The 24872-nt window shown below is 31.6% G+C and carries 23 protein-coding genes and 2 riboswitches; of the genes, 14 read left to right on the plus strand and 9 right to left on the minus strand.

From position 1 onward, the window contains the following. Positions 1-97 precede the first annotated feature (97 nt). From ACREV6_RS11190 to ACREV6_RS11240, 11 genes are all read left to right on the plus strand, one after another. The gene (locus ACREV6_RS11190) at positions 98-1369 is read left to right on the plus strand and encodes a hypothetical protein (protein ID WP_431578089.1); all 1272 of its coding nucleotides are present in this window, start codon (positions 98-100) and stop codon (positions 1367-1369) included. A 173-nt stretch (positions 1370-1542) separates the two neighbouring features. Further along, positions 1543-1884 carry a PadR family transcriptional regulator gene (locus ACREV6_RS11195; protein WP_431578090.1) on the plus strand — a complete coding sequence of 114 codons (342 nt, stop codon included), beginning with the start codon at positions 1543-1545 and terminating at the stop codon, positions 1882-1884. Further along, on the plus strand, positions 1875-3167 hold the full coding sequence (locus ACREV6_RS11200; RefSeq protein ID WP_431578091.1) for an FtsW/RodA/SpoVE family cell cycle protein: 1293 nt from the start codon (positions 1875-1877) through the stop codon (positions 3165-3167). Before ACREV6_RS11195 ends, ACREV6_RS11200 begins: the two co-directional genes overlap by 10 nt. A gap of 203 nt (positions 3168-3370) precedes the next feature. Further along, positions 3371-3649: a hypothetical protein gene (locus tag ACREV6_RS11205; protein WP_431578092.1), complete on the plus strand. Its 279-nt coding sequence runs from the start codon at positions 3371-3373 to the stop codon at positions 3647-3649. A 24-nt stretch (positions 3650-3673) separates the two neighbouring features. Then, positions 3674-4693: a PLAT/LH2 domain-containing protein gene (locus ACREV6_RS11210; protein WP_431578093.1), complete on the plus strand. Its 1020-nt coding sequence runs from the start codon at positions 3674-3676 to the stop codon at positions 4691-4693. 102 nt (positions 4694-4795) lie between these two features. Next, the gene (gene lepB, locus ACREV6_RS11215; RefSeq protein ID WP_431578094.1) at positions 4796-5284 is read left to right on the plus strand and encodes a signal peptidase I; all 489 of its coding nucleotides are present in this window, start codon (positions 4796-4798) and stop codon (positions 5282-5284) included. A 151-nt stretch (positions 5285-5435) separates the two neighbouring features. After that, complete coding sequence (locus ACREV6_RS11220; RefSeq protein WP_431578095.1) at positions 5436-5975, plus strand: sigma-70 family RNA polymerase sigma factor; 540 nt, start codon at positions 5436-5438, stop codon at positions 5973-5975. Further along, a complete protein-coding gene (locus ACREV6_RS11225) occupies positions 5975-6118 on the plus strand; it encodes a YvrJ family protein (RefSeq protein WP_431578096.1) in 144 nt (47 codons plus the stop codon). Before ACREV6_RS11220 ends, ACREV6_RS11225 begins: the two co-directional genes overlap by 1 nt. An 11-nt stretch (positions 6119-6129) precedes the next feature. Next, positions 6130-6360 (plus strand): helix-turn-helix domain-containing protein, encoded by a 231-nt coding sequence (locus tag ACREV6_RS11230; RefSeq protein ID WP_431578097.1) that lies wholly within the window; start codon positions 6130-6132, stop codon positions 6358-6360. Between the two features lie 156 nt (positions 6361-6516). Next, a complete protein-coding gene (locus ACREV6_RS11235) occupies positions 6517-8217 on the plus strand; it encodes an ABC-ATPase domain-containing protein (protein WP_431578263.1) in 1701 nt (566 codons plus the stop codon). 46 nt (positions 8218-8263) lie between these two features. Continuing rightward, positions 8264-8896, plus strand: a complete 633-nt coding sequence (locus ACREV6_RS11240; RefSeq protein WP_431578098.1) for a CatA-like O-acetyltransferase — start codon at positions 8264-8266, stop codon at positions 8894-8896. A gap of 159 nt (positions 8897-9055) precedes the next feature. Here ACREV6_RS11240 and purF read toward each other — a convergent pair whose 3' ends face one another. The 9 genes from purF to ACREV6_RS11285 form a co-directional block, all read right to left on the minus strand. Beyond that, positions 9056-10432: an amidophosphoribosyltransferase gene (gene purF, locus ACREV6_RS11245; RefSeq protein ID WP_431578099.1), complete on the minus strand. Its 1377-nt coding sequence runs from the start codon at positions 10430-10432 to the stop codon at positions 9056-9058. Between the two features lie 46 nt (positions 10433-10478). Further along, a complete protein-coding gene (thiE, locus tag ACREV6_RS11250) occupies positions 10479-11087 on the minus strand; it encodes a thiamine phosphate synthase (protein WP_431578100.1) in 609 nt (202 codons plus the stop codon). 1 nt (position 11088) lies between these two features. After that, positions 11089-12402 (minus strand): phosphomethylpyrimidine synthase ThiC, encoded by a 1314-nt coding sequence (thiC, locus tag ACREV6_RS11255; RefSeq protein WP_431578101.1) that lies wholly within the window; start codon positions 12400-12402, stop codon positions 11089-11091. Between the two features lie 41 nt (positions 12403-12443). Then, on the minus strand, positions 12444-13550 hold the full coding sequence (gene thiH / locus ACREV6_RS11260; protein ID WP_431578102.1) for a 2-iminoacetate synthase ThiH: 1107 nt from the start codon (positions 13548-13550) through the stop codon (positions 12444-12446). Beyond that, positions 13550-14326, minus strand: a complete 777-nt coding sequence (locus ACREV6_RS11265; protein ID WP_431578103.1) for a thiazole synthase — start codon at positions 14324-14326, stop codon at positions 13550-13552. Before ACREV6_RS11265 ends, thiH begins: the two co-directional genes overlap by 1 nt. A 29-nt stretch (positions 14327-14355) precedes the next feature. Next, entirely contained in the window at positions 14356-14967 is a 612-nt protein-coding gene (gene thiF / locus ACREV6_RS11270; protein WP_431578104.1) for a sulfur carrier protein ThiS adenylyltransferase ThiF, read from the minus strand. 2 nt (positions 14968-14969) lie between these two features. Continuing rightward, complete coding sequence (thiS, locus tag ACREV6_RS11275) at positions 14970-15164, minus strand: sulfur carrier protein ThiS (RefSeq protein ID WP_431578105.1); 195 nt, start codon at positions 15162-15164, stop codon at positions 14970-14972. Between the two features lie 59 nt (positions 15165-15223). After that, positions 15224-15353, minus strand: a riboswitch (TPP riboswitch). Between the two features lie 128 nt (positions 15354-15481). Further along, positions 15482-15585, minus strand: a riboswitch (TPP riboswitch). Between the two features lie 196 nt (positions 15586-15781). Next, positions 15782-17050 (minus strand): Glu/Leu/Phe/Val family dehydrogenase, encoded by a 1269-nt coding sequence (locus tag ACREV6_RS11280; RefSeq protein WP_431578106.1) that lies wholly within the window; start codon positions 17048-17050, stop codon positions 15782-15784. A 318-nt stretch (positions 17051-17368) separates the two neighbouring features. Next, a complete protein-coding gene (locus ACREV6_RS11285; RefSeq protein ID WP_431578107.1) occupies positions 17369-18277 on the minus strand; it encodes a chemotaxis protein in 909 nt (302 codons plus the stop codon). Positions 18278-18556: 279 nt separating this feature from the next. Between ACREV6_RS11285 and ACREV6_RS11290 the strand changes: the two genes are divergently transcribed. The 3 genes from ACREV6_RS11290 to ACREV6_RS11300 all read left to right on the plus strand — a co-directional run bounded on the left by ACREV6_RS11290 (position 18557) and on the right by ACREV6_RS11300 (position 24867). After that, positions 18557-21586, plus strand: a complete 3030-nt coding sequence (locus tag ACREV6_RS11290) for a DEAD/DEAH box helicase (RefSeq protein WP_431578108.1) — start codon at positions 18557-18559, stop codon at positions 21584-21586. 68 nt (positions 21587-21654) lie between these two features. Then, on the plus strand, positions 21655-22467 hold the full coding sequence (locus ACREV6_RS11295; protein WP_431578109.1) for an SWIM zinc finger family protein: 813 nt from the start codon (positions 21655-21657) through the stop codon (positions 22465-22467). 570 nt (positions 22468-23037) lie between these two features. Then, positions 23038-24867, plus strand: a complete 1830-nt coding sequence (locus ACREV6_RS11300) for an ABC transporter ATP-binding protein (RefSeq protein WP_431578110.1) — start codon at positions 23038-23040, stop codon at positions 24865-24867. The last annotated feature ends 5 nt before the right edge of the window (positions 24868-24872 follow it).

The raw sequence follows: 24872 nt of genomic DNA on the forward strand, positions 1-24872 counted from the left end.
TTTATATTATAATTGCTATCAAAGAAACATTAGTAGTTAAGACTATACTTATATGGTAATATATAGTATATAAATATGTTTTATATTAGGAGGAATTATGAAAAAAAAATTAGCGTTTTTGTTGTTTATTATGAGCCTAACTCTTTTTGGATGTGGATTTAAAAATGATAATCAAGGTCTAAAAGGAGTAGAAAAACAAGTTAAAGTAAGTGGAAAATCTAATAAAAATCAAAATGAAGTTGACATAAAAACAAGTGTGGATGAAATGGATTTAAGAAAATTATTTAAGATAGATGATAAGCAATTTGGAAGCATATGGACATACACTGGCCCAATTGAATATGGACATATTTTAAAATACAAGGCAACTAAGTATGATAAAGCAAATAATTGTGTAAATATTATAATGGATGGGTACAATAACAGCGGTGTAGGACTAATATCAGAGGGGGAAAATGGAGAAGTAGGAGCTTTTACATTAACATATACAGTGAAAAGTGATAGTGTGGTTGAGGTTATTACAAATAATAAAAAAGAAGAAACTAGACAAGGAAGCATAATACCAAATAAAATAATTTTAAAAGCTCCATTGAAGGTAGGGAATACATGGGAAGAAAAATTTCACTATAAGGGAAAAGAATATACTGCAATTTCTAAAATTACAGCTGATGAATATGAAGAAAAGTACAGTAAAGATAAAAAGAAATATAAAGGATATGTAGTAGAAACAATTGTTAAGGGTGTGGATAATTTTGAAAACAAGCAATTTAACGAAACTAGGATAGTAGATTTAAATAAAGGTGTTGTTGAACATTCTTATAAAATTATTGTTGGAGAAGGTAAGGATAGTTTTGAGTATCCTTTTGCATATAAACTATTTTGTATTAATAATGAGGTGCCTTATGATATAAGTCTATATGAAAGCTTAAAGGATAACATGGGCAATAAAAATATTGAAAGTATAAGCAGAATATACTCACAAGAAAAATCCATAGAAACAAAAGGTATGACTCTTGTTAAGAAAGTAACCGCTGATATAGATAAAGATAAGGTAGATGAAACTATAGAATTATTTGGAGAAGTGACAATATCCAAAGAGGGACAAATAATAAATACAGATGATAGAAATAAGTGGTGCTTAGTAGTTAATAAAGGTAAAAAGCAATTTGTATTATTCAATGATTATATTCAACTTGGAGAATTAGATTTTTGGGCATATGATTTAATGGATTATAAACAATTTAGAATTACAACGGTAAAATCTACAACTGCAAGTTTAGTTTTCACAGATTACATTTTTAATAAGCAGTCAGAGTGTTTTTGGAAAATAGAAAATAGAACATTAAAAGGTTCAGTAAACATGCACTAAATAAACATATAATTGACTCTTCCGGGGAAATCTTTAAATAAGCATTAGAACTTTTATTTTCTAATGCTTATTGACATTATGTGGAATAGTGCTATGATAGTACATAGGAAGTCGATGCATAGAAACAATAGGTATAAATGGTAACATCTAATAATATATGAGGAGGCGAGAACATGTCAATAAATAATGAACTTTTAAAAGGAAGTACGGTAACTCTTATTCTGAAATTAATTGATAAAAAACCAATGTATGGCTATGAGATGATAAAAGAAATGGAAGAGAAATCAAATGGGGTATTTACATTAAAAGAAGGGACACTTTATCCTATTCTACATACTTTAGAGTCAAAAGGAGTAGTAGAGGCATATTGGGATGAGGGCTGCGGAAGGCGCAAAAGAAAATACTACAAGATAACTGAGGAAGGGAGATTATCTTTAAAGGAAAAAAAAGAAGAATGGACAACTTTCCGATTAGCAGTTGATAAAATGTTAGGGGAGGCTATAGTATGGGGGTAGGAGCTAATTCTAAAATCAATGAATATATAGATTATGTTTGTTCCTTTGTGAAATATAAAGAAGCTCATAAAGAGATAAAAGCGGAGTTATCATCGCACATTGAGGATATCGTAGATGAGTATACCGAAAGTGGAATGTCTCAAGAAGAGGCAGGAATTAAGGCTGTTTCTCGAATGGGAGATAGCGATATCCTAGGTAAGCAGCTAAACATAGCACATAGTGGAACACCAGATTGGATTACATTAATTTTAACTATAGTACTGGTAAATACAGGGGTTATATTGATGTATCTTATGCAATATAAAAGCTCATATAGAAGTAGTGATTATTTATTTAAGCACAGCGTGCTATATGCTGCTATTGGTACTATAGGTATAGTATTATTATATTTCTTTGACTACAGAAAAATTCAAAAGTATTCCAACTATATTTTTATAGGAATGTGTTTATTATTTATCTTATCATTTTTTATAGGCCAAAGTATAAATGGAGCCAGTTTTATTAGTGTAGGAAACTTTACATTTAATATTAAAGCAATTAGTTTATATGTATTTGTAATTGCACTTGCAGGTATATTTAACAACTATGACTGGAAGAAAAAAATGAATTTAATCAAAGCTACAGGGTATTTGGGTATTCCAATGTTTTTTATGTTTTCAGCCCAGGGATTAAGTTACTGTGGGATGTATTTTATTGCATTTATAGTTTTAGCACTTAAATCTAATATGAAAAAAAGATATGCAATTTATATTGTTGCATTTAATACCTTTTGCGTTCTATTTTATTCTTGGTTAGAAATATATAGAATGCTAAGATTTTTGGTTTTTTTAGACCCATTCTCTGATCCAGAAGGAGCTGGATATTTAGGTGTACAGATGTACAAAATAACTCATACCTCTGGAATTTTAGGACATGGGTTTTCTGCAAATGAAAAACTATTACGAGTACCTGAGCTGCAATCTGACTTTGTATTTAATTATATAGTGCACACTTTTGGGTGGCTTGGGGCTGCAGTTATTATTACTCTTATTATTTCTTTCATATATAGAATGCTACATATTTCAAAATATGTTAGAGATAATTATGGTAGATTACTTATAAGTGGACTAATTAGCATATTCATAGTTCAATTTGCAGCGAATATATTAATGAATGTGAATTTGTTCCCTATTATTGGAATTGCACTTCCATTTATAAGCTATGGAGGATCTTTAGGCATTATTAATATGCTATCTGTAGGTGTTATTATGAGTGTGTATAGAAGGAGAAGTTTATCTAATTAATGAAGGTGAATTATTAGCAATAGAGTTAAAACTAACATAGTTTTAACTCTATTTTTTTATGGTTATTTTATCCATAAAAAATAATTTTCAGTCAAGGTTGTCAAATTCAAATTTCAAACGCTTTTATATAGTGTAGAGCAAATAAGCCGGCAAGTTTACTACAAAGATTTAGAATGATTTATAAAAAAAAGGAGGATATTTTCATGATAAATTTATTAATGGTAGCATCAATGTTAATTATGGTTACAGGAATTTCGACAGAGCAGGCTCATGCATTTCAACCGGTAAGCCACTATATACTAATGAAAAAAACAACAGAGAGACTGAAAAAGGACAGTATTATAAGAAAGGCGTTAGAAACATATCCTAAGATAGCAGCATGGGGTGCAAATGGACCCGATTTAGGATTAATACAACCAGGAGAAATTTTTGGTTATTCTCCATGGTCATCTGCATATCATTATTTTAAAGTAGGATCTTAAACAGCGAGGCAGCTTCAGAATGCATTGAAAAGTGGAGATTTAAAAAAGATTGCTTTTGCAGCAGGTTGGGCAACGCATGTTGGTGGTGATTTAGGTTGTCATGGAATTTTTGTTAATCCTGAATGTGGTGCTTATCTTGATAAGCCTGAAGGAAGACCTCTGCACGTAGCATTAGAAAGAGCAGCAGAACCTTATCTTTGGGTTAATATGGGAGGATATTCATCAGAGGATTATAAAAATGGAGTAGCGGATCTTTTCGCAGATGCAAGTGAAATTCCTTTCGATGTGATGATTAAGTCTTCTAGAGAAATTCATGGTGATGCGCCAAGTGAAACAGAAGCCAGAAACTGGGCAACGGTGTTAAAGTTAGGATTGAAAACAGGGGTAGGTTATAAATACTCAGAGTATGAAGAAGCTGTACTATTCTTATCAAGCAATAATAGAATATCAAGATTAGAAAATGCATTTAATTCTGCCCTTGAACGTTGTATAGAAATGCTTACATCTGCTGAAGAAGGAAGATTTGATGTATTTATGGATAGATGGAATTTAGATGTGGGAAGAAGTGATTCTCCAATAAGTAATCTAACTGTTAATATTACAACAGGTAAGAATCGTTTTACTGATTTTGGTACAGGAACCGATGATTATGTATATTTTGGCATGGAACTTAAAGATGGTACAAAAAAAGAATGGAGTTTAGATAACGGAAAAAATTACGGTATAACAGTAAATGACTTCGAAGCAGGCAATACAGATAAATTCTATTTATATATGGATAAATTGAGAAAGGATGTAGCACCTAATTCAATTAAAAAGATCTATCTTAGAAAAGAAAAATTTAAATCTAGCTTAGGACATGACTGGTATCCAGAACATATGATGGTGTTTATAAATGGACAAACAGCTTTTGACATGGACATTAAAGAATGGATTAATGATGAACACACTACTTATGAGAGAGAGGTTGATTTTAGTAGTATTATTGGAATTCCAGATGATGAAAATCCAGAACCAGTTATTAATGTACTAAAGGCAGTTTAACTACACTTTTTGAAATTGTTTCTCTATATAAAAAGGGCATGCATAATACAAGGATGCATGTCCCTTGTATATATACTTACAGTCTAACAAGGGGGTTAGAAAATGAACCTATGCATAAGTGTATTTGTTTTATTCTTAAGCTATTTACTACGGAGATATTTTAGAAATATTTTTCATGTTATTAAAATCAAGGGAAGCTCTATGTTTCCTACCTTTAGTCATGGGAACTTAGTAATAGTAAAAAAGTGCAGTAAATATAAAAATGGAGATATAATAGTTTTTAAAATGAAGAACTTATTTTTAATTAAACGAATTATTATTACTGAAGGAGAAATAATTGAATTGAAAAAAGGTTCTGTATTTAGAAATCATAATATTATATTTGAGCCCTATGTTCATAATCAGAAAACATATGGAGATGAAGGTATTCATATAATCAAAAAAAATCATGTGTTTGTTATGGGTGATAATAGAAATAACAGTTTAGATAGCCGTAGTAATAAAATTGGACAAGTTAAGGTAGATCAAGTTATTGGTAGAGTTTGTTTTATTAGGTTACATTATTTTAGAGAAAAAATTTTACGTAAATGAAAATGTTGAAAAAGTTTTTTTGAAAAACAAGGGACATAAAAAGAGTAAGGGAAAAGAGATATAAATATCTTTTTTTATAAATACTCGCTTTTTTTTACCTATAACGCGAACATAGGTTCGTACATGTGATATAATTAGCAAGGGGGATAAAATGAATTTTTTAATAGAAAATTTTATAAATAAAGATAAGGAAAATGAAGCTCTTTTTATTAAATTTAGATTATGTAATGATGAAAAAGCTTTAGAGGAACTAAATATGAAATTTAAGGTATATATGTTTCAATTAAGATTTCTCAGTTATATAAATAAAAGCATGATTTTTTATTCAATAAAATATAAAGAAAAGAAAGTCAAAAATGAGAACCGAGAAATATTAAATTTAAATGTTAAAAGTGAGGGGTTTGAAGAGGAGAGAATAAGTAGAATTTCAGATGAAGAATTAGACTTTATAGAAGAAATTTCAAAACCTGGTGAAGAAGTAGATTTCAAAAAAACAATAGAGAATCCTAGTCTTTTAAATGCACTTGAAAAACTTCCAGATAGGCAGAAAGAAATAATATATAAAATGATGGTACTTAATAAATCACAAAATGAGCTTATAAAAGAACTTGGAGTAAGCCGCCAGTCAATAAATAAAAGTAAGAATTTAGCTTTAAATAAGCTTAAAAATGAACTTATGGAGGTGGGCTAATGGATGATTTTTACACTATGGTTACAAATATAGGATTTCCAATTGCAGTTACAGGATTTCTGCTTGTTAGAGTAGAGAAAAAACTTGATGAATTAAATAATACTCTTATAAAAATGATGGAGCTGATTGTTAGAAATGATTAGGAGGAATATGGATGAGTGATAGAGAATTTCAGGAATTATTTATTTTAGCACATAATGGAGATACTTGTGCAGTGGATAAAATATTAAATAAATTCAAACCCTGTATTATAAAAAATAGTATTATAAATGGTAAATTTGATGAGGATTGTTTTCAGGAGTTAAATTTGAATTTAATAAAATGTATTTATAAATTCACATCTAACTCCAATGATGTAAATTTGAAAAATTATTTAATTTCATAAGCTTCAAATGTTTTGAACTGACCCGTGGATATTTTCAATGGGAAGTTGTCATTGCAGTAATGACAACAGTTTATTCTTTAAGAAGGGGGGCATATGGTATATAATAAGTATTGGGAAAGTGAAATTTATTTAATAGGAACACAAGAGGAGAGTTGGATGAAAAATTCAGAAGTATTAAAAAAAGATTTAGACAGAATTGATGGAAAAAGCTATAGGCTCTATAAAGATTTAGAGGGCGAATATGATTTCGGAAATTATACGCTTTGCATAGATCATGTTCAAGGTGACCCTTTTGCATCACCATCAAGAATTAGAGTAATCGTAAATCAGAATATTGCTAAATTTCCAAAGGAACTTTTTGATGATAAAATCAAAAATATTGCAGTAGCAGATTATTTGACAAGAGAATTTTATTCGAATATAAATAAGTGCTGCGTAAAAGTTTTTGGGTCTGGAAAGAGTGGACTATTAGCTATAAGCAAATGTCCACAGGAGATATTAAGTAGAACTTCAATAATTATAGATGAGAACAAAATAGAAGCAAGATTTTATGTTGGATTTCCAGCAAGAGGAAGAAGTGTTTTATCAAGAGAGCTTGAGAAGATTTTATATAATGTTATACCAAACATTGTAGAGAAAACTTTAATATATAAAAATATTAATAGTGAAAAATTAGTAAACAGGGTAAAGCTAGTAGAAGATCAAGAATATATACGAAGCGAACTCCCAAATAGAGGATTAGTAGCATTTGTGGCTAATGGATCAATGCTACCTAGAGAAAGTGGCATATCTACAAAAGCATTAAGTGGAGGCAGTGTATTTGTTTCACCAAAGGAATTAGAAGTGGAATTTAATACAAAGAGCCGTGGCGTAATTTGTGGTATGGGTATTAAAAAAGGTATAACGCTTATAGTAGGTGGAGGATATCATGGTAAATCTACATTATTAAAAGCAATAGAACTTGGAGTTTATGATCATATTGAAGGTGATGGTAGAGAGTTTGTTATAACAAATGAATCAGCTTTAAAAATAAGGGCGGAAGATAGTAGATGCATCACTAAAACAGATATATCATTATTTATAGGTAACTTGCCTAATGGGAAAGATACTGTAGAATTCTGCACAGAAAATGCAAGTGGAAGTACATCACAAGCGGCGAGTATTATAGAGGGCATAGAAAGTAACGCTAAGGTGCTTTTAATAGATGAGGATACTTCAGCTACTAATTTTATGATGAGAGATGACTTAATGCAGAAATTAGTTTGCAGTGAAAAGGAACCAATTACACCTTTTATTGAGATAGTGAGACCGCTATATAAGCAAAAAGGTATTTCAACAATAATTGTAGTAGGAAGCTGCGGAGATTTTTTTGATGTAGCAGATTGCGTAATACAAATGGATAATTACGAGACTGTGGATAGAACAGAAAAGGCTAAAAAGCTAAGTAAAGGTAATATTACAAAAAGAATTAATGATAGAAATTTAAAAATAGATATTAAATTTAATAGACAAGTTAAAGCTGGAACTATTAGGTCAGGAGAAAAGGGCATTAAAATCAAAACAATAGGACTAGATACATTAAGTATAAATAGAGAGGATATAGATTTAAGGGCTGTGGAACAAATAGTTGATACTGAGCAAATAAATGCTATAGGTTCAATTATGAAATGGGCAGAGGCGAGTATTATGAGTAGGGGCTTAAACTTTGAAAATATGGTGGACAATATAATTTGTGAAATAGAGAAAAATGGATTAATATCCATAGAGCGAATAAAAGGTGGAAGTGGAAGTTTAGCCATGCCGAGAAAGCAAGAAATAATGGCAGCATATAATAGATACAGAAGCTTGAAAATATAAATTATTAGGTTGCACTCAAAGATTTTAGAGCGAAAAGAGGATAAAAATGAATTTTAAAATAATAGATATGGAAAAATATGAACGTAAAGAGCATTTTGAACATTATGCACATAGATGTAACTGCTCCTACAGTTTAACTGCAAATATAGATGTAACAGGGCTTGTAGAAAAAATGCAAAGTGATAACTTGAAATTTTACCCAACTTTTATTTATATTGTTACAAAAGCTGTAAATAGTATTAAAGAGTTTAGAATGGCTGTTAATGAAAAAGGCGAGCTTGGAGTTTATAATGAGGTCTCAGCTTCTTATGTGATTTTTCATAGTGATGATAAAACATTTTCTAGTGCTTTTACAAGATATAATAGCGATTTTAAGAAGTTCTACAAGGCTATTACTGATGATATGGAAAAATATAAAGATATCAAAGGATATGAAACTATTAAATCCGATCCGAATAACTTTCCTGTATCTTGTTTGCCTTGGATAAATTATAGCGGATTCAATTTGAATCTTCCTATCAATGGTAATTTTTACGCGCCGATTATTACTTGGGGCAAATATGAAGATGTTAATGGGAAGCTTTTAATGCCAATTACAGTTCAGATAAATCATGCAGTTGCAGATGGGTATCATACATCAATGTTATTTAAGGAGATACAACAAATTTGTTTTTCATAATTTAGAAAATTGTTAAATTTATATACTATTCACATGAAAATAAATTGACTAGCATATTTGTTATTTACTTTTGTGTTTATTAGTATGTAGGCGCCAAATAGTCCCCACTTTAACTTAAGGTGGGGACTATTTGGCGCTTATAATTTAAAAGTTTACATATTACATAAAACACTTTAGACATGCATCTTTTTTATGACCTAAAGAATTCAAAAAACCATCTATGCTTATATATCCCAAGCTATCTACTCCAATAAAATCACGTATTGACTCTAAGGTCATATTAGAACCTATAAGTTCTTTTTTACTGGAAGTATCAATTCCTAAGCAGCAGGGTGATTTTATTATAGGTGAAGCCAGTCTATAATGAATTTCTTTTGCGCCTGCTTCTTTAAGGAGGGAGACAATTTTTTTACAGGTTGTGCCCCTTACCATGGAATCATCTATAACTACCACTTTTTTACCTCTAATATTTTCTTTGATAATATTTAATTTCAAAGATACTGCTTCTTCTCTTTTAGCTTGAGAGGGTTTTATAAAGCTTCGCCCTATAAAATTATTTTTTACAAAGCCTAGAGTATAAGGTATCTTTGAGGCTTTAGAATATCCTAAAGCAGCAGAGGTGCCAGAGTCAGGTACCCCGATTACAATATCAGCATCAGCTGGACATTCTTTAAATAAAAGCTCACCAGCTTTGAACCTGGAGTTATAAACACTAACCCCATCAATTTTACTATCTATTCTGGCAAAATATATATATTCAAAAGAGCAGGTGTTACATAGGGCATTTTTTATAAAACTTATTGTTTGTATTCCGCTACTATCAATCTTAATTATCTCTCCAGGAGCAACATCTCTTATAAATTCATAACCAAGCATATCTAAAACACAACTTTCAGAGCATACTATATAACTGTCCTTAAGCTTTCCTATGCATAAAGGTCTTATGCCATGACAGTCTCTCATAGCAAATAACTTGTCCTTTGTAAGCAGAACAACAGCATATCCACCTTCAATTTGTTTTGATATGATTTCTAAGGTGTTTTCTATAGAAGAATTGTAATGCTTTTCCATAAGTTTTAAAATAACCTCGGAATCCGTAGAAGTATTAAATTTCAATCCATAGTCTTCAAGAGGCTTTTTTAGTTTAACTGCATTTGTAAGATTACCATTATGTGCTATGGCTATTTGCCCAAAGGAAGATTCATCTAAAATCGGTTGAGCATTCACAGTATTACTCTCACCAAAGGTAGAATATCTTACATGACCTATGGCTGAAAAACCAATTATATTATTGAGATTATTTTTGGAAAACACCTCATTTACAAGCCCCATGTCCTTATGGCAAGTAAGGTTATGCCCATCTGAATATGTTAAGCCACAACTTTCCTGTCCACGATGTTGAAGCGAATTAAGTGCAGAATAAAGTATAGAAGACAAATTGATTTCTTCATTAGAAAATACCCCTAGGATTCCACATTCCTCTTTATATTTATCAGTGTCATTAATTTGCATTTTACCACTTCCTTTTAACGACATTTCTCAAGCCGTTAATATTGCAGTAGCCAAGATGATGATTTAATGTCTAAATTGAATCTACACATCTCATCATTTTATCAACATATTGCTTTGTTATAATGCAGGGGTCTTCAGCTTGCATTATAGTAGACATAACTGCCGCACCATCAGCCCCTGATTCCATAACCACAAGAATGTTTTCAGGCTTTATTCCACCTAGGGCAATTATAGGAATAGTAACATTTTTCTTAATAGTTTTAATAAGCTCTAGACCTCTAGGAGGAAGACCTTTTTTACAATCTGTTTGGAATATATGGCCTAATAATAAATAATCAGCACCTTGTTTTTGGGCTTCTATTGCTTGGTAAAGGCTGTGAACAGAAACTCCAATAATACCTTTAAAGGATAACTTTGTTCCAATAAATTTTTCAAAGCACAAGTGGAAGCCATAAGCTTCCACTTCCTTTGCTACTTCTAAATTACTATTTATTATTAGATTTACATCTCTACTGCCTATAACTTTCTTGACTTTTTTAGCAATTGTTAAAAGCTCAGCATAGGATAAATCTTTTTCACGAAGAATAATAGCAGATATACCGCCAATTATAGCTTCATCAATAATTTTATAAAAATCATTGTTATTAGCTAGTTTCCTATTGGTTATAAGGTATAGCACATTAGTTGTCTTCTCTTAAAATATTTATATCTTTGCCCTGCATTATTTTATTCATATTTCTCACAGCACACATTTTTCCACACATAGTACAGCTATGCTCATGTTCTGGAGTAGATTCTTTTCTATATCTTCTAGCTTTTTCTGGGTCAATAGAAAGCTGGAAGGTTTTCTCCCAATCAAGTTCTTGTCTTGCTTTAGCCATTTCATTATCCCAGTCTCTAGCACCTGGAATATTTTTAGCTATATCACCAGCATGAGCAGCTATCTTTGCAGCAATAATACCTTCTTTAACATCGTCGAGCATTGGTAATCTTAGATGCTCAGCTGGAGTTACGTAGCACAAGAAATCAGCGCCACAACTTGCAGCTAATGCTCCGCCAATGGCACTTGTTATATGGTCGTAGCCTGGTGCTATATCTGTAACTATAGGTCCTAATACATAAAAGGGAGCACCGTGACAAAGTTTCTTTTCAAGGAGCATATTTGCTTTAATTTCATTTAATGCCATATGACCTGGTCCTTCTATTATAACTTGTACATTTCTATCCCAAGCTCTTAGGGCGAGTTCTCCTAGTGTCATTAATTCTTTGATTTGACAAGCATCACTAGAATCACTTATACAACCTGGTCTGCAGGCATCTCCTAGACTTAAGGTTAAATCATATTTTTCGCATATATCTAATAATTCATCGAAATATTCGTAAAAAGGATTTTCCTTATTGTTAAGTTCCATCCATGCATAAAGAAGGGAACCACCTCTTGAAACAATGTTCATAAGTCGTTTATTTCTTTTAAATACACTAGCAGTTTCGCGGTTTATACCTGCGTGAATAGTTACAAAATCAACACCATCCACTGCATGTTTTTCTACAACATCTAAAAATTCCTTTGCAGTAATATCTTTTAATTCTTTATCATAAAAACCTACGGCATCATATATTGGCACAGTTCCTATCATAGCAGAGGATGATGCAACAAGTCTTTGTCTAAATTCTTTGGTTTTTCCAAAGGAGCTTAGGTCCATTATAGCCTCAGCCTTCATGTCTAAAGCTAGTTGTACTTTTTTCATTTCTTCATCAATATCATAGCAATCTTTTGAAATACCTAAATTTACATTTATTTTTGTTTTTAAGCCTTCTCCAACGCCTTCTGGGTCTAGGGATTTGTGATTCTTATTAGCAGGTATAACAATCTTACCTTGTGACATAAGCCTTTTTAAAAGTGCTATATCCATATTTTCTTTTTTAGCCACTATTTCCATTTCCTTTGTAGTAAAACCTTTTTTTGCAGCGTCCATTTGAGTTGTGTATATCATTTTAAAATCTCCTTTATTATTTAATTTTTTTAACACTGTATTTACAGTGCCATCCAGTCTTTAAAAATAGGTTGATAATTTTTAGCGAGTATTGCCCTCTTAACTTCATCAACAGTTCGATCATCACTTATTTCAAATTGACTCTCACCAGAGGATGAGGATGATGTATGGCCTCCAACTTCTGTAGATACGCCAGCTGACATTTTAGTTATTCCCAGGGGAATTAAATTATCTCTAAAGCTCTGGGTTTCCCTTGTAGAAAGTGTTATACCTACACGAGGAAGAAAAATTCTAAGAGCAAGAATTATTTGAAGTAAATTTTTATCTTCTACAAAACATAGATCATTAAAACTTCCTACATGCGGCCTTATCCTAGGAGTGGAAATACTAACTTCCATTTCAGTATATTTATTTTGAAGATATTCTGCATGAAGTGCTGTATAGAAGGCGTCCTTTCTCCAATCATCAAGACCTAGCAGTGCGCCAATATTAATGCTTCTAATTTTGGCGATGCAGCCTCTTTCAGGTGCATCTAATCTAAACTTGTAATCTTTCTTTGGACCTTTTATATGGACCTTGTCATAAATACGCTCATCATAAGTTTCTTGAAATAGGGTTAGACCATCCACACCAGCCTCAACGACTTTTATATATTCCTCTGTAGTTAAGGGATATATTTCTATTGAAATTGAATCAAAGTACTTCTTTAAAATTTTCACGGCATCAACTATATAAGATACAGGAGCTTCTGTGCTACTTTCACCAGTTAGTACAAGAATGTGTTTAAGCCCCGAAGACGCAATAGCCTTTGCTTCTTCTTCAATTTCTTCCATAGTTAAGGTTTTTCTTTTTATTTTATTTTCCACATTGTAGCTACAGTAGGCGCATTTATTAACACAATAATTTGATATATATAAGGGGGTAAATAGCACAATTGTTTTTCCAAAATGCTGTAGTGATAATTCATGAGCCTTTTGTGCTATTTTTTCCATATGTTTTTCGGCGGTTGGCGAAAGCAGAGCTAAAAAATCCTGTTTTGAAATTTTATCTTTATTAAGTATATTTAAAATATCTTCATCTTTTATTCGTTTAAAGAAATCCTCAAAGTCAATATTTTTATGCTCATTATAACAATCATAAAAGCCCATTATTTATCACCTTCATGTAAGAATCCAGTTAAAGGTGAAGAGGCTACAGCTAAACTATTTTCAAGGCCAAGCTTTGCAATATACGCAAGTCTTCCAGCTTTTACTGCAAGTGAAAAGGCTTCAGCCATTTGCACTGGATTATTTGAGGTTGCTATAGCAGTATTAACAAGTACTGCAGCAGCTCCCATTTCCATTGCTTCAGCTGCCTCAGAAGGTCTTCCTATACCAGCATCAACTATTATCGGAAGAGATATTTCGTCTATTAATATTTGTATTAATTCTTTAGTTCTTATTCCACGATTAGTTCCTATTGGAGAACCAAGAGGCATCACCGCAGCGGCACCGGCTTCAACTAATCTTTTTGCACTCATTAAATCAGGACTCATATAAGGAAGTACCACAAAACCTTCTTTTGCAAGAATCTCAGTTGCTTTTATGGTTTCATAGTTATCAGGTAATAGATATTTGTTATCTGATATAACTTCAATCTTAATCCAGTTACCACAGCCCATGGCTTTTGCAAGGTGAGCTATTCTAACTGCTTCTTCTGCATTTCTAGCCCCAGAAGTATTAGGTAACAATATACAATTTTTGGGTATGTACTCTAAAATGTTTTCTTCTTTCGATGATAAGTTAACTCTTCTAATTGCCATAGTAACTATTTGAGTACCACAAATTTCAATAACTTTGGGTACAATGGCATTATTACTAAACTTACCTGTACCTATTAATAGTCTGCTTTTAAGCTCTACACCAGAGATTATTAGATTGTCCATAATGTACACTCCCTTTATATAAAATAAATTTAAACATCATTTCCCCCCAAAATAAGTCTAAGTACCATGTTAGCTTGGTGATTTGCTACTATGCTTACTCTAGGTGAAAAAGGCTTGTAGCCTAGATCAATATCAGAAAATTCATCACCAGCTAGATAAAAATTATTTCGTACTTTTCTTGTTTTTATTGAGTTACTTGAAAAATATCCTGCCATACCAGAGCCAGCCACTATAGGCTTATTAGGCATTTTAAGCAAAGTAGTATTAACTAAGGTAGCTTTACTATGAGAATTATCAAAGGCTTCAACTAGGATATCTACATCCTTAAATAATCCTTCTATATTGGTTTCATCTACAAATACATTTGTGGTTTCAAGTTCTATATCAGGATTAATATCATTCAATATTTCTTTTAAGGCTTCTGTTTTATACATTCCAATATGCCTTAAAAAATATTGCTGCCTATTTAAATTACTTTTATCCACTTTATCAAAATCAACAAGTATAAGTTTGCCTATTCCTATTCTTGTTAAAGATACTGCTACATTTGAACCTAGACCACCAAGTCCAGCAATGCCAACCACAGCATTTTTAAGCTTTTCTGAAATTTCATCCATAGGTATCGTGTTAATATTATCCATTTCTAACCTCCTCCCACAAAGCTTACTACTTCAATTATGTCTGCTTGATAAAGTTTATGATTTTCATAGTTTTCTTTTGGTATGATTTCATAGTTTACTTCTATAACTACTTTTTCGGAAGATAGATTTAGATAAGTGAGTAGGCTAGTTATAGTTATGCAATTTTCAATGTCCATTTCATTGCCGTTGATAATCATGATTTCACCTCCTAAAAAGAATTTTATGGAAAAAAATACAAGCCCATAGAGAGCTTGCAATAAAAATACAAATGCGCTCCCTACGTTGGAATTACCCAAATCAGGTTATTAGGGTCAGAGATAACATCTCTTTCTCAGCTTATGAAGTCGCATTTTTCATGTGACCAGTAAGCTCCCCTTGCTTTAGATATCCTATAAAATAAATAGCAGTGATCACTTGTTATTTTATGGAGAGGTCTAACTATTTAATTATAAATATAAACTAAAAAAGCTTTGCCATAAGGCAAAGCTTGCTACAAACATTAATTATAAAAATTAATTATCGCAAATAACTTTCCTACGGTAGTTCTAGCTACGTCAGGTTCAGAGGGTTAGATTAGTGTAAATCTTCTCAGCCAAATAGGCACCCCTAGTTAATCATATTTATTTTTCGTGTAAATAATAACCAAAATATCACTTTGTGTTCATTATAGTACTGAAATATTATTCTGTAAAGGTTTTTTTAAAAGACAATAAAAATAATTATTTAGTATAACTTTTTAAAACCCTCATTGCTCACTAGTGGTAAAAATAGATAAACCATATTGAGGTGGCTTATCTATTTTTATTTTTAAATGTTAATACCAACCTCTTAATTTCATTGAAGCAGCAACACGTTTTACTGAGTGCATATATGCGGCATTTCTCATTGAAACATTATATTCTTCTTTTATTTTCCAAATATCATTGAAGGCATTAATCATAGCTATTTCTTCTTTTTCTTCAACTTCATTTTCGCTCCAGTAATATCCGTATAAGTTTTGTACCCATTCAAAGTATGATACAGTTACTCCGCCAGCATTAGTTAATATATCAGGTGTAACAAGGATTCCTTTTTCATTTAGAATTTTATCTGCATCTGGAGTAATTGGTCCATTAGCAGCTTCTGCAATTATTCTTGCATTAATACAGTTAACATTATCAAGAGTAATTTGATTTTCTCTTGCTGCTGGTACTAAAACGTCAACATTTAAAGCCCAGAAGTTATCCAGTGATATTTCTTTTCCACCTGGAAATCCGAGGAGTGTATGATTTTTTTTATTATATTCTTCTAGTGTTTTTGCATTAAGTCCATTTTCATTATAAATTGCGTAAGTTCTATTTTCTTCTCTGCTATATTCTGCAACAGCTACAACTTTAGCCCCCATGCTTTCTAGGATTGTGCCTGTGAAACTTCCTACATTACCATATGCTTGAATTGCAATACGTGCCTTGTTAATATTAATATAAAGCTTCTTTAAAGCTTCCCTAACAGTTACAGCAACCCCGAAACCTGTAGCTGCAGTTCTTCCTTTTGAACCACCAAATTCCAAAGGTTTACCAGTGAATGTTCCAATAGCACTATGTCCAACAAGTTTATTATATTCATCTGCCATCCAGGCCATGATTTGTCCATTAGTATTTACATCTGGTGCTGGGATATCAACCTTTTCACCTATTAATTTATATATACCATCTATATAGCCTCTACTTAATCTTTCAAGTTCTTCTTGTGAAAGTGATTTGGGATCAACAATTACGCCACCTTTTCCTCCACCATATGGAATACCAACTACAGAGCATTTGAAAGTCATCCAAAGTGAAAGAGCCTTAACTTCATCTCTTGTAACACCCAGATCAAATCTTATACCGCCTTTAGTAGGTCCAACAGCATCATTATGTTGAGCACGGAAGCCTTTAAATACTTTTAGAGTACCATCATCCAATTTAACAGGAATTGAAACTTCTATAACTCTTAGAGGTTCGCTTAAAATTTCGTAAACAGCTGCTTCAGTCCCTAATTTGTCACAAGCTTCTTTAAGCATTTTTTGCGCATTTTCAAAAGGATTAAGATTTTCTTTTAACATTTACTACACCCCTTTTAAATATTATAATAAATAAATGAAACAAGGTTAATAAAATTGGTAATTTATAGTTTCTATAATTCAATTATCATTTATTTTATGAATAATATCAATCATTAAATGAGTTTAAATACAGGATTTATTGCATATTACGTTTGAATATTTAACATATCCTACATTTTGCGTAACTTTGGAATTAATTTATTAAAATGGTAAAAATATGTATAGATAAAATTAAGATAGAAGAAAATCATTATTTTAATGATAAAAGCTGTGAATTTGACATTCACAGCTTTTATCATTAGGGGCATATTAAGTTTTTTACTTATGGGCATTGCTAGTGAATTCATCAATGCAAGTTACAAGCTCACCTATTTCGGGCTTGCTTAGTTGTGCATCTGCTCCAACAGATTCTCCCTTATGTTTTAAATCACTTGTAATTAATGAGGAGAACAGTATTACTGGCAATTTTTTAAGAAGGCTATGTTCTTTAATTTTTCTTGTTAGCGTATGACCATCCATTTGAGGCATTTCAATGTCAGTTATAAGTACGTGAACGTCTTCTATAAATTTTTCTTTTTTTTGATCAACTAAATCAAACAAATAATCGTAAGCTTGCTTTCCATCATCAAATATTTTTAAGTTGTTAAAGCCAGCCTTAACAAGAGTATCCTTTAATAATTTTCTAATTAGTGGAGAGTCATCAGCCAGGACTAGTTTAATCCTAGATCTATCTTTATAAGCTATGTCAACAATTTTATCCTCACTAATTCCTGTAGAAGGGCTGATATCAGTAACTATTTTTTCGAAATCTAGAAGTAGTATTATTTTATTGTTTAAAACAATATTTCCTATAACTAGTGAATTAACAGATATGTCATCTGGCTTGGTTATTTGTTCCCATTTAATACGATGAACACCTACAATATTATCAATACTAAAGGCAACCTGAATTTTATTAAATTCACAAAGAATAATTTTTGCTTCGATTTCACTTTTATGCTGTTTTTCTAAAACATATTTTAAATCTACTAAGGTTATTATTTTATCTCTATATAATGTAAGTCCTGCTATGGCAGGGTGTGAATCGGGGAGTTTTGTTAAATTATTTGCGTGTATTACCTCTTTAACTTTTATAATATTGATTGCATAATGCTTATCACCTATGACAAATTCTAGTATCTCAACTTCACCAGTTCCAGATTCTAATAGTATATTATTAGTATTCATAATTTCCCTCACTTTCAAATGTATATAAACATAGGATTTCATAAAAAAAATAAAATTTAATTAAATTATTTCGTAATTTTTTTTAAAAATTATATATACTATATATGTCGAACAAAAACTCCACAACTTTACTTTTAAATGTATGAATGATGATTTATTGGTCAAGTCTAATTTAAAAATAATAAAACAAGATATAAAAGTGAAATTTGTGTGTTAAATATGGTAAACTGTATAGTATGCAATAAAATATTAAGGTTATTATTTAGAGGGTGAAGTTAAATGATATTAAATGGCGGTTGGATAGAAACTACAGAAGGCATGCACACATTTATATTGTGGGGCGAGAACGGACAGACTAAGTGTACAAGAAAAGGTAGAACACCTAAAAATGCACTTCCACTATATGAAGAAATGGCTTCAGTGGCAGAGTTGCGTAGTAAAATAAATAATCCAGCACTAGAGATGAAATTTGGAAAATATAAATATGATGCAATAAAAAATAAGCTTCTTAAAAGAGAAATTAGAGGCATTACTTTTAGTGATTTGGATTCATTTCATATGATTTTAAATATAGATAGAAACCGCCCGGATGGAATAGAATTGTCACAGGAATTAAAATTTTGGAATACAGTGGCAAAATTTACAGCTGAGCTAATTATAAAGCATAAGTATTTGCCTTCTTTAACCATCGATAGGGTTCATAAAAAGGTAAATTCTAGGTGGAGATGGCATACAAGCGATTCAGAGTACATTGATAAAAAGAAGGCACTATGTGGTAATATGCCCGCAGAGTGTAAGGCTTATTTTCCTTTAGAGAATGAGGAATTTAAATATACCAATACAACTAAACTTGTAAGTAATTTTATAGATTCTATGATTGATAGTATGGTGAGATTGAGTTGTAGCGAAATAAACACAGAGCAGGATTATTTAAGAGAAGGTTTTAATAGCCTAGGAAGTACTTGGATACATTCTCTTTTTTCAAAATTACCTGAAATACCTATTGATACAAGTGATCAGATTAAAATGCTAAATGAGTATAAAAAATGGATAGAACCACTAAAAATTAAAAACAATAATTTCAAGTTTCGTACTTGTTTTAAAGTTGTTCCACCAAGCCGGGGCGAAGATTGGACAATTGAATACATGCTCCAAGCAAAAGATGATCTTAGCCTTATGCTACCAGCAAAAATGATTTTTGAAGAATCTTTAGATACCATAACTTATTTAAACAAAAAATTCAATAATCCCCAAGAACGGCTTTTAGAGGATTTAGCGGTTGCATCAAAAGTATTTATTCCCATTGAAAGGAGTCTTTATGATGCAGTACCTGTAGAGTGCAAAATATCTACGGAGGAAGCCTATTCATTTTTAAGGGAGTCAGCGTACTTTTTAAAGGAAAAAGGCTTCGGTATTATTGCACCAGCTTGGTGGAAAAAGCCTTCAAAACTTTCAGTTAAATTAAAGGATAAAAGCCATAGTGCAAATACTAATTTAGCAACAAAGAGTACATTTAATATGGATACTATTCTTGAATATGATTGGAAGCTTGCCTTAGATGGAAATGAGATAAGTGACAAAGAATTTGATAGGATTTCAGATTTAAAGGTGCCATTTATTCAATTAAGAGGTCAGTGGGTACAGGTTGATATACATCAAATTAAAACACTTTCTAAGATGAAAATGAACAAAGGCTTAAATGGAAAAATTCCTGTTGGAGAATTATTAAGAATTAATTTAAGTGATGAGGAAATAATGCCTGGAATTAGTGTTGATAATATAGACAATCAAGAAGCTGTAGGACGATTCTTTGAAAAATTATTTAATCTTAACAGTATAGAGGAAGTTAATATTCCAAAGGGATTTATTGGTACTCTAAGGGAATATCAAAAAAGAGGGTTTTACTGGCTAACTTTTTTGAGAGATCATGGTATAGGCGCCTGTCTTGCTGATGATATGGGCCTTGGAAAAACGGTGCAAAGTATATGCCTCTTGCTTCACGAGCGGGAAAATAAGTTAACAGATAAACCTACATTGATAATATGTCCTACTTCTGTTGTGGGAAATTGGGAAAAGGAAATTGAAAAGTTTGCACCTGGACTTAAAACTGCAATCCATCACGGGAATAGTAGGTGGACTTATGAAACCTTTAGCGAGGAAATACACAAAAATGAAGTTGTTATTACAACCTATGCGCTAATAGTAAGGGATAAGAATTTATTTCAAAAGGAAGAATGGGCAGGAATTATATTAGATGAAGCTCAAAATATTAAAAATAGCGCATCAAAACAAACCCAACATATAAAAGCCCTTAAAGCAGAATATAAGGTGGCATTAACAGGGACACCGGTTGAAAATAGACTTTCAGATTTATGGTCTATTATGGACTTTTTAAATAGTGGGTATTTATATAATTGGGCAACTTTTAGGCGTGAATTTGCAGTTCCTATTGAAAGACAGGGAGATCCTAAAAAAAGTAGTAAACTAAGGAAGATAATTTCCCCCTTTGTACTACGTAGACTTAAAACCGATGCAAATATTATTAAAGATTTACCTGAAAAAATTGAAACTAAGGAATATGCACCACTAACAAAAGAACAAGCTACACTATACCAAGCTGTAGTAAATGATTGTTTAAATAAAATTGATAGTTCTGAGGGTATACAGAGGCGAGGCTTAATTATTGCATCCTTAACAAAGTTTAAGCAAATTTGTAACCATCCTGTGCAGTTTTTAAAGGACAATGGTGAAATTGAAGGCCGCTCTGGAAAACTTGAAAGGCTACTGGAAATGCTAGAAGTTGTTATAGAAGAAGGGGATAGGTCACTTGTATTTACGCAGTTTGCAGAAATGGGACACATTTTGCAATCAGAAATCGAGAAAAAACTCCATGTAAAAACACTATTTTTACATGGAGGGACCAGTAGAAAGAAAAGAGAAGAATTGATAAATATTTTTCAAGATGACACAGTGGAACCTATGGTGTTTGTATTATCCTTAAAGGCTGGAGGCCTTGGGCTAAACCTTACAAAAGCTAATCATGTTTTTCATTTTGATAGATGGTGGAATCCTGCTGTAGAAAATCAAGCAACAGATAGAGCATTTAGAATAGGGCAAATTAAGAATGTTCATGTGCATAAATTCATATGTATGGGAACACTAGAGGAAAAAATAGATGAGATGTTAGAACGTAAACAGGCACTTGCTGAAAGTATAGTTTCCACAAATGAAAACTGGATCTCAGAAATGAGCAATGATGAACTTAGAGAACTATTTATATTAGAGCATGACAACATAGTTGATAGTTAACAATTTACAGATAGCAGATAAAGTGGATTAATAATGCATACCTAGATATGGTAAGGAGATGTAGCCCTGTGACTGGAAGAATAAGAAACGAATTTGGGATTAATTGGTGGTCTAAAAAATGGAATAATGCAATTTCAAGCTTTACTATAAGTTCCAGAATTGACAAAGGGCGTGAATACGCAAGAGCTGGAAATGTACTCAGCATGGAAGTTTCAAAGGGCGAAATCATTGCGGAAGTTCAGGGTGGCAGATTAACACCATATACAGTAAATATGGAGATTGATATTTTTTCAAAAGAGCAGTGGAAAAACATTATGAATATTATGGCACAAAAAGCTATATTTTGTGCCATGATTTTAAATGGAGAAATGCCTGAAAATATAGAGGAAGCTTTTAAAGAAGCTGGAGTTTCTCTTTTTCCTAAAAAGCAAATACATTTAATAACTCAGTGTTCATGTCCGGATGATGCAAATCCATGTAAACATATAGCTGCAGTTCATTATATGCTTGGACTTGAATTTGATAAAGATCCTTTTGTAATTTTAAAACTGAGAGGCATGGACAAAGAAGAATTTTTAAAAGCCTTGAGAATTTTAAGAAGTGGCAATGAAAGCGAATCAATTAAAAGAAAAGTAAAAAAACAGCTTAAGTCAAAAAAAACTATTATGGATTTAAAAAGAGAATTTGAGAATTCAAATGAAATAGATGAAGAGGTATTAGCCATGTCTTTTTCTTATGTATCACCTGAAGTTGTGCATGGCGTTATAAAAACATTGGGTATTCCAGGCTTTTGCACTGGTGAAGATGAGTTTGGATATAAAATGAAGATGGCTTATAGTAAAGCAGAAGAGGAGACTAGAAATTATATAGGTAGAAAGTGAAAAAATTTTATAACTAAAGAAAGTTTTCAGATATATCTGAATTATTTTAAAATTCACATTGTAATATATGTAATTGTGGTATATAATTACTTTGTTGGCAACAACTAATATTAAAAAGGAGGTCGTGACCATGCTTACAAATAAAAGATTTACATTAGAAAGTGTGAACTTTGCAGTGGAAATTAATGAATTATATAAACACGATCTTGGTACAAATATTTAATATTAATTAATTTTGTTATTTATATTAATTATCTAAGCCGAGGATTGTGTATTTACGGCTTTTTTTTATTAGTGTTTAAGGGAACTTTTATGTAGAACTACGAGTGCCGTTAATAGCTAATTATATGTTTAAAAAGCCGTAGAATATATTTATATTCTTTGGCTTTTTAATTTTTATATTAATAAATTTTGTTCTATTTAAAAGAAGGAGTGATTTGAAAATGATTAAAACACACAATTACAGGAAATTTAGGGGCTGGAATTATAATTTTCACACTTGAGTTTTCGAAAAATGTACTAAAACCATATTATTAAAAGGTGGAAAATATACAAGGAGTAATATCAGCTGTGACGGGTCACAAGGAGGGGATTTATATTAAGAAACTTTTAAAGTTAACTAAGGGAAATAGATTATTATACTTTGCAGCAATACTTTCTATAGCAGCAGCTACATTTATAGCCATGCTAGAGCCTATGATTATAAAAGTAACAATAGATTCAGTAATAGGAAATAAACCACTGGATGTTCCCAAAGCTATAGAAAATATGGTAATGATGGTAGGCGGAACAAAGGTACTTGTTAGGAATTTATGGATATGTTCTTTGAGTCTTGTAATATTGACCTGTGTACGCGGTGTTTTCCTATTTTTAAGAGGAAAGCTTTCCGCGCAGGCAGCTGAAAACATTGCAAGTAATATGAGAGTGAAGCTTTATGATCATATTCAGAATTTACCCTATGAGTATCATGTAAAAGCAGAATCTGGGGACTTAATTCAAAGATGTACTTCAGATGTGGATACCGTTAGAAAATTCTTTGCGACGCAAATGGTGGAAATCGGAAGAGCATTTTTTATAGTAACCTTTGCAATTATAATGATGTTGTCACTTAATAAAAAGATGACGGTTATAGCAATGGTGATTGTACCAATTATATTTATATTTTCATATGTGTTTTTTTATAAAATTAAAAATACCTTTGAAAAAGCTGATGCACAAGAGGGCGCTTTAACATCAGTGCTTCAAGAAAATCTAAGTGGAGTTAGAGTTGTAAAAGCATTTGGAAGACAAAACTTTGAAATCGAAAAATATGAAAAAGAAAATATGAAATATAGGGATTTGAATTTTAAATTAGTAAAACTGCTTTCAACTTATTGGTCTACATCCGATATTCTTTGTATGACTCAAATTGGTCTGGTTTTAATATCAGGCATATATTTTGCAGTTAATGGAGAAATAAGTTTGGGTACTTTGGTGGTATTTAACACCTATGAGGGAATGTTGTTATGGCCTGTAAGACAACTGGGTAGAATACTTTCCGATATGGGAAAGATGTCAGTTTCTCTTGAGAGGATAACAAATATTCTTGATGTGCCAGTGGAACAGGAATATGGTAAGGCACTAAAGCCTACGGTTAAAGGAGAAATAAGCTTTGAAAATGTAAGCTTTGAATATGAGAGTGATAATGAAATTCTGAGTGATATAAGTTTCAAAGTAAAGAAAGGCGAAACAGTGGCTATTGTTGGACCAACAGGTTCAGGTAAATCCTCTCTGGTGCATCTTCTATTAAGACTTTATGACTATGACAGTGGTTCAATAAAAGTTGATGGCGTAGAGCTTAAAGATATTGAAAGAAAGCATATGAGAAATAATATTGGAATAGTGCTTCAAGAACCATTCCTCTATGCAAGAACTATAAAGGAAAATATCAAAATGGCAAAGATAGACTCTAAAGATATAGAAATACACAATGCAGCCAATGTAGCTGCTGTGCATAATGTTATAACTTCCTTTGAAAAGGGTTATGACACCATCGTTGGAGAAAAGGGTGTTACCCTATCAGGAGGACAAAGACAAAGAGTTGCCATAGCAAGAACACTTATAAAGGATATGCCCATATTGATATTTGATGATTCACTAAGCGCGGTGGATGCTGAAACGGATAGAGTTATAAGGGGAGAACTTAAAAAGAAAAGTAAAAATAGTACTACCTTTATAATCTCTCATAGAATTTCAACAGTTATGGCTGCAGATAAAATTATAGTTTTAAACCATGGAAAGATTGAAACCATAGGAAATCATGAAACGCTTATTAAAAAAGATGGTATCTATAAAAGGATATGGGAAATACAGACATCACTAGATGCTTTAGATGATGAAAAGCAGGTATGCAATGAGTAAAAGGG

The sequence above is a fragment of the Clostridium sp. genome, assembly GCF_050717515.1.
Lineage (GTDB): Bacteria > Bacillota > Clostridia > Clostridiales > Clostridiaceae > Clostridium_AD.

Excerpts from the sequence above, each read along its gene's own strand:
- ACREV6_RS11190 (WP_431578089.1), top strand. The coding sequence starts at position 98 with ATGAAAAAAAAATTAGCGTTTTTGTTGTTTATTATGAGCCTAACTCTT.
- ACREV6_RS11195 (WP_431578090.1), top strand. The coding sequence starts at position 1,543 with ATGTCAATAAATAATGAACTTTTAAAAGGAAGTACGGTAACTCTTATT.
- ACREV6_RS11200 (WP_431578091.1), top strand. The coding sequence starts at position 1,875 with ATGGGGGTAGGAGCTAATTCTAAAATCAATGAATATATAGATTATGTT.
- ACREV6_RS11205 (WP_431578092.1), top strand. The coding sequence starts at position 3,371 with ATGATAAATTTATTAATGGTAGCATCAATGTTAATTATGGTTACAGGA.
- lepB (WP_431578094.1), top strand. The coding sequence starts at position 4,796 with ATGAACCTATGCATAAGTGTATTTGTTTTATTCTTAAGCTATTTACTA.
- ACREV6_RS11220 (WP_431578095.1), top strand. The coding sequence starts at position 5,436 with ATGAATTTTTTAATAGAAAATTTTATAAATAAAGATAAGGAAAATGAA.
- ACREV6_RS11225 (WP_431578096.1), top strand. The coding sequence starts at position 5,975 with ATGGATGATTTTTACACTATGGTTACAAATATAGGATTTCCAATTGCA.
- ACREV6_RS11230 (WP_431578097.1), top strand. The coding sequence starts at position 6,130 with ATGAGTGATAGAGAATTTCAGGAATTATTTATTTTAGCACATAATGGA.
- ACREV6_RS11235 (WP_431578263.1), top strand. The coding sequence starts at position 6,517 with ATGAAAAATTCAGAAGTATTAAAAAAAGATTTAGACAGAATTGATGGA.
- ACREV6_RS11240 (WP_431578098.1), top strand. The coding sequence starts at position 8,264 with ATGAATTTTAAAATAATAGATATGGAAAAATATGAACGTAAAGAGCAT.
- purF (WP_431578099.1), bottom strand. The coding sequence starts at position 10,432 with ATGTCGTTAAAAGGAAGTGGTAAAATGCAAATTAATGACACTGATAAA.
- thiC (WP_431578101.1), bottom strand. The coding sequence starts at position 12,402 with ATGATATACACAACTCAAATGGACGCTGCAAAAAAAGGTTTTACTACA.
- thiH (WP_431578102.1), bottom strand. The coding sequence starts at position 13,550 with ATGGGCTTTTATGATTGTTATAATGAGCATAAAAATATTGACTTTGAG.
- ACREV6_RS11265 (WP_431578103.1), bottom strand. The coding sequence starts at position 14,326 with ATGGACAATCTAATAATCTCTGGTGTAGAGCTTAAAAGCAGACTATTA.
- thiF (WP_431578104.1), bottom strand. The coding sequence starts at position 14,967 with ATGGATAATATTAACACGATACCTATGGATGAAATTTCAGAAAAGCTT.
- thiS (WP_431578105.1), bottom strand. The coding sequence starts at position 15,164 with ATGATTATCAACGGCAATGAAATGGACATTGAAAATTGCATAACTATA.
- ACREV6_RS11280 (WP_431578106.1), bottom strand. The coding sequence starts at position 17,050 with ATGTTAAAAGAAAATCTTAATCCTTTTGAAAATGCGCAAAAAATGCTT.
- ACREV6_RS11285 (WP_431578107.1), bottom strand. The coding sequence starts at position 18,277 with ATGAATACTAATAATATACTATTAGAATCTGGAACTGGTGAAGTTGAG.
- ACREV6_RS11290 (WP_431578108.1), top strand. The coding sequence starts at position 18,557 with ATGATATTAAATGGCGGTTGGATAGAAACTACAGAAGGCATGCACACA.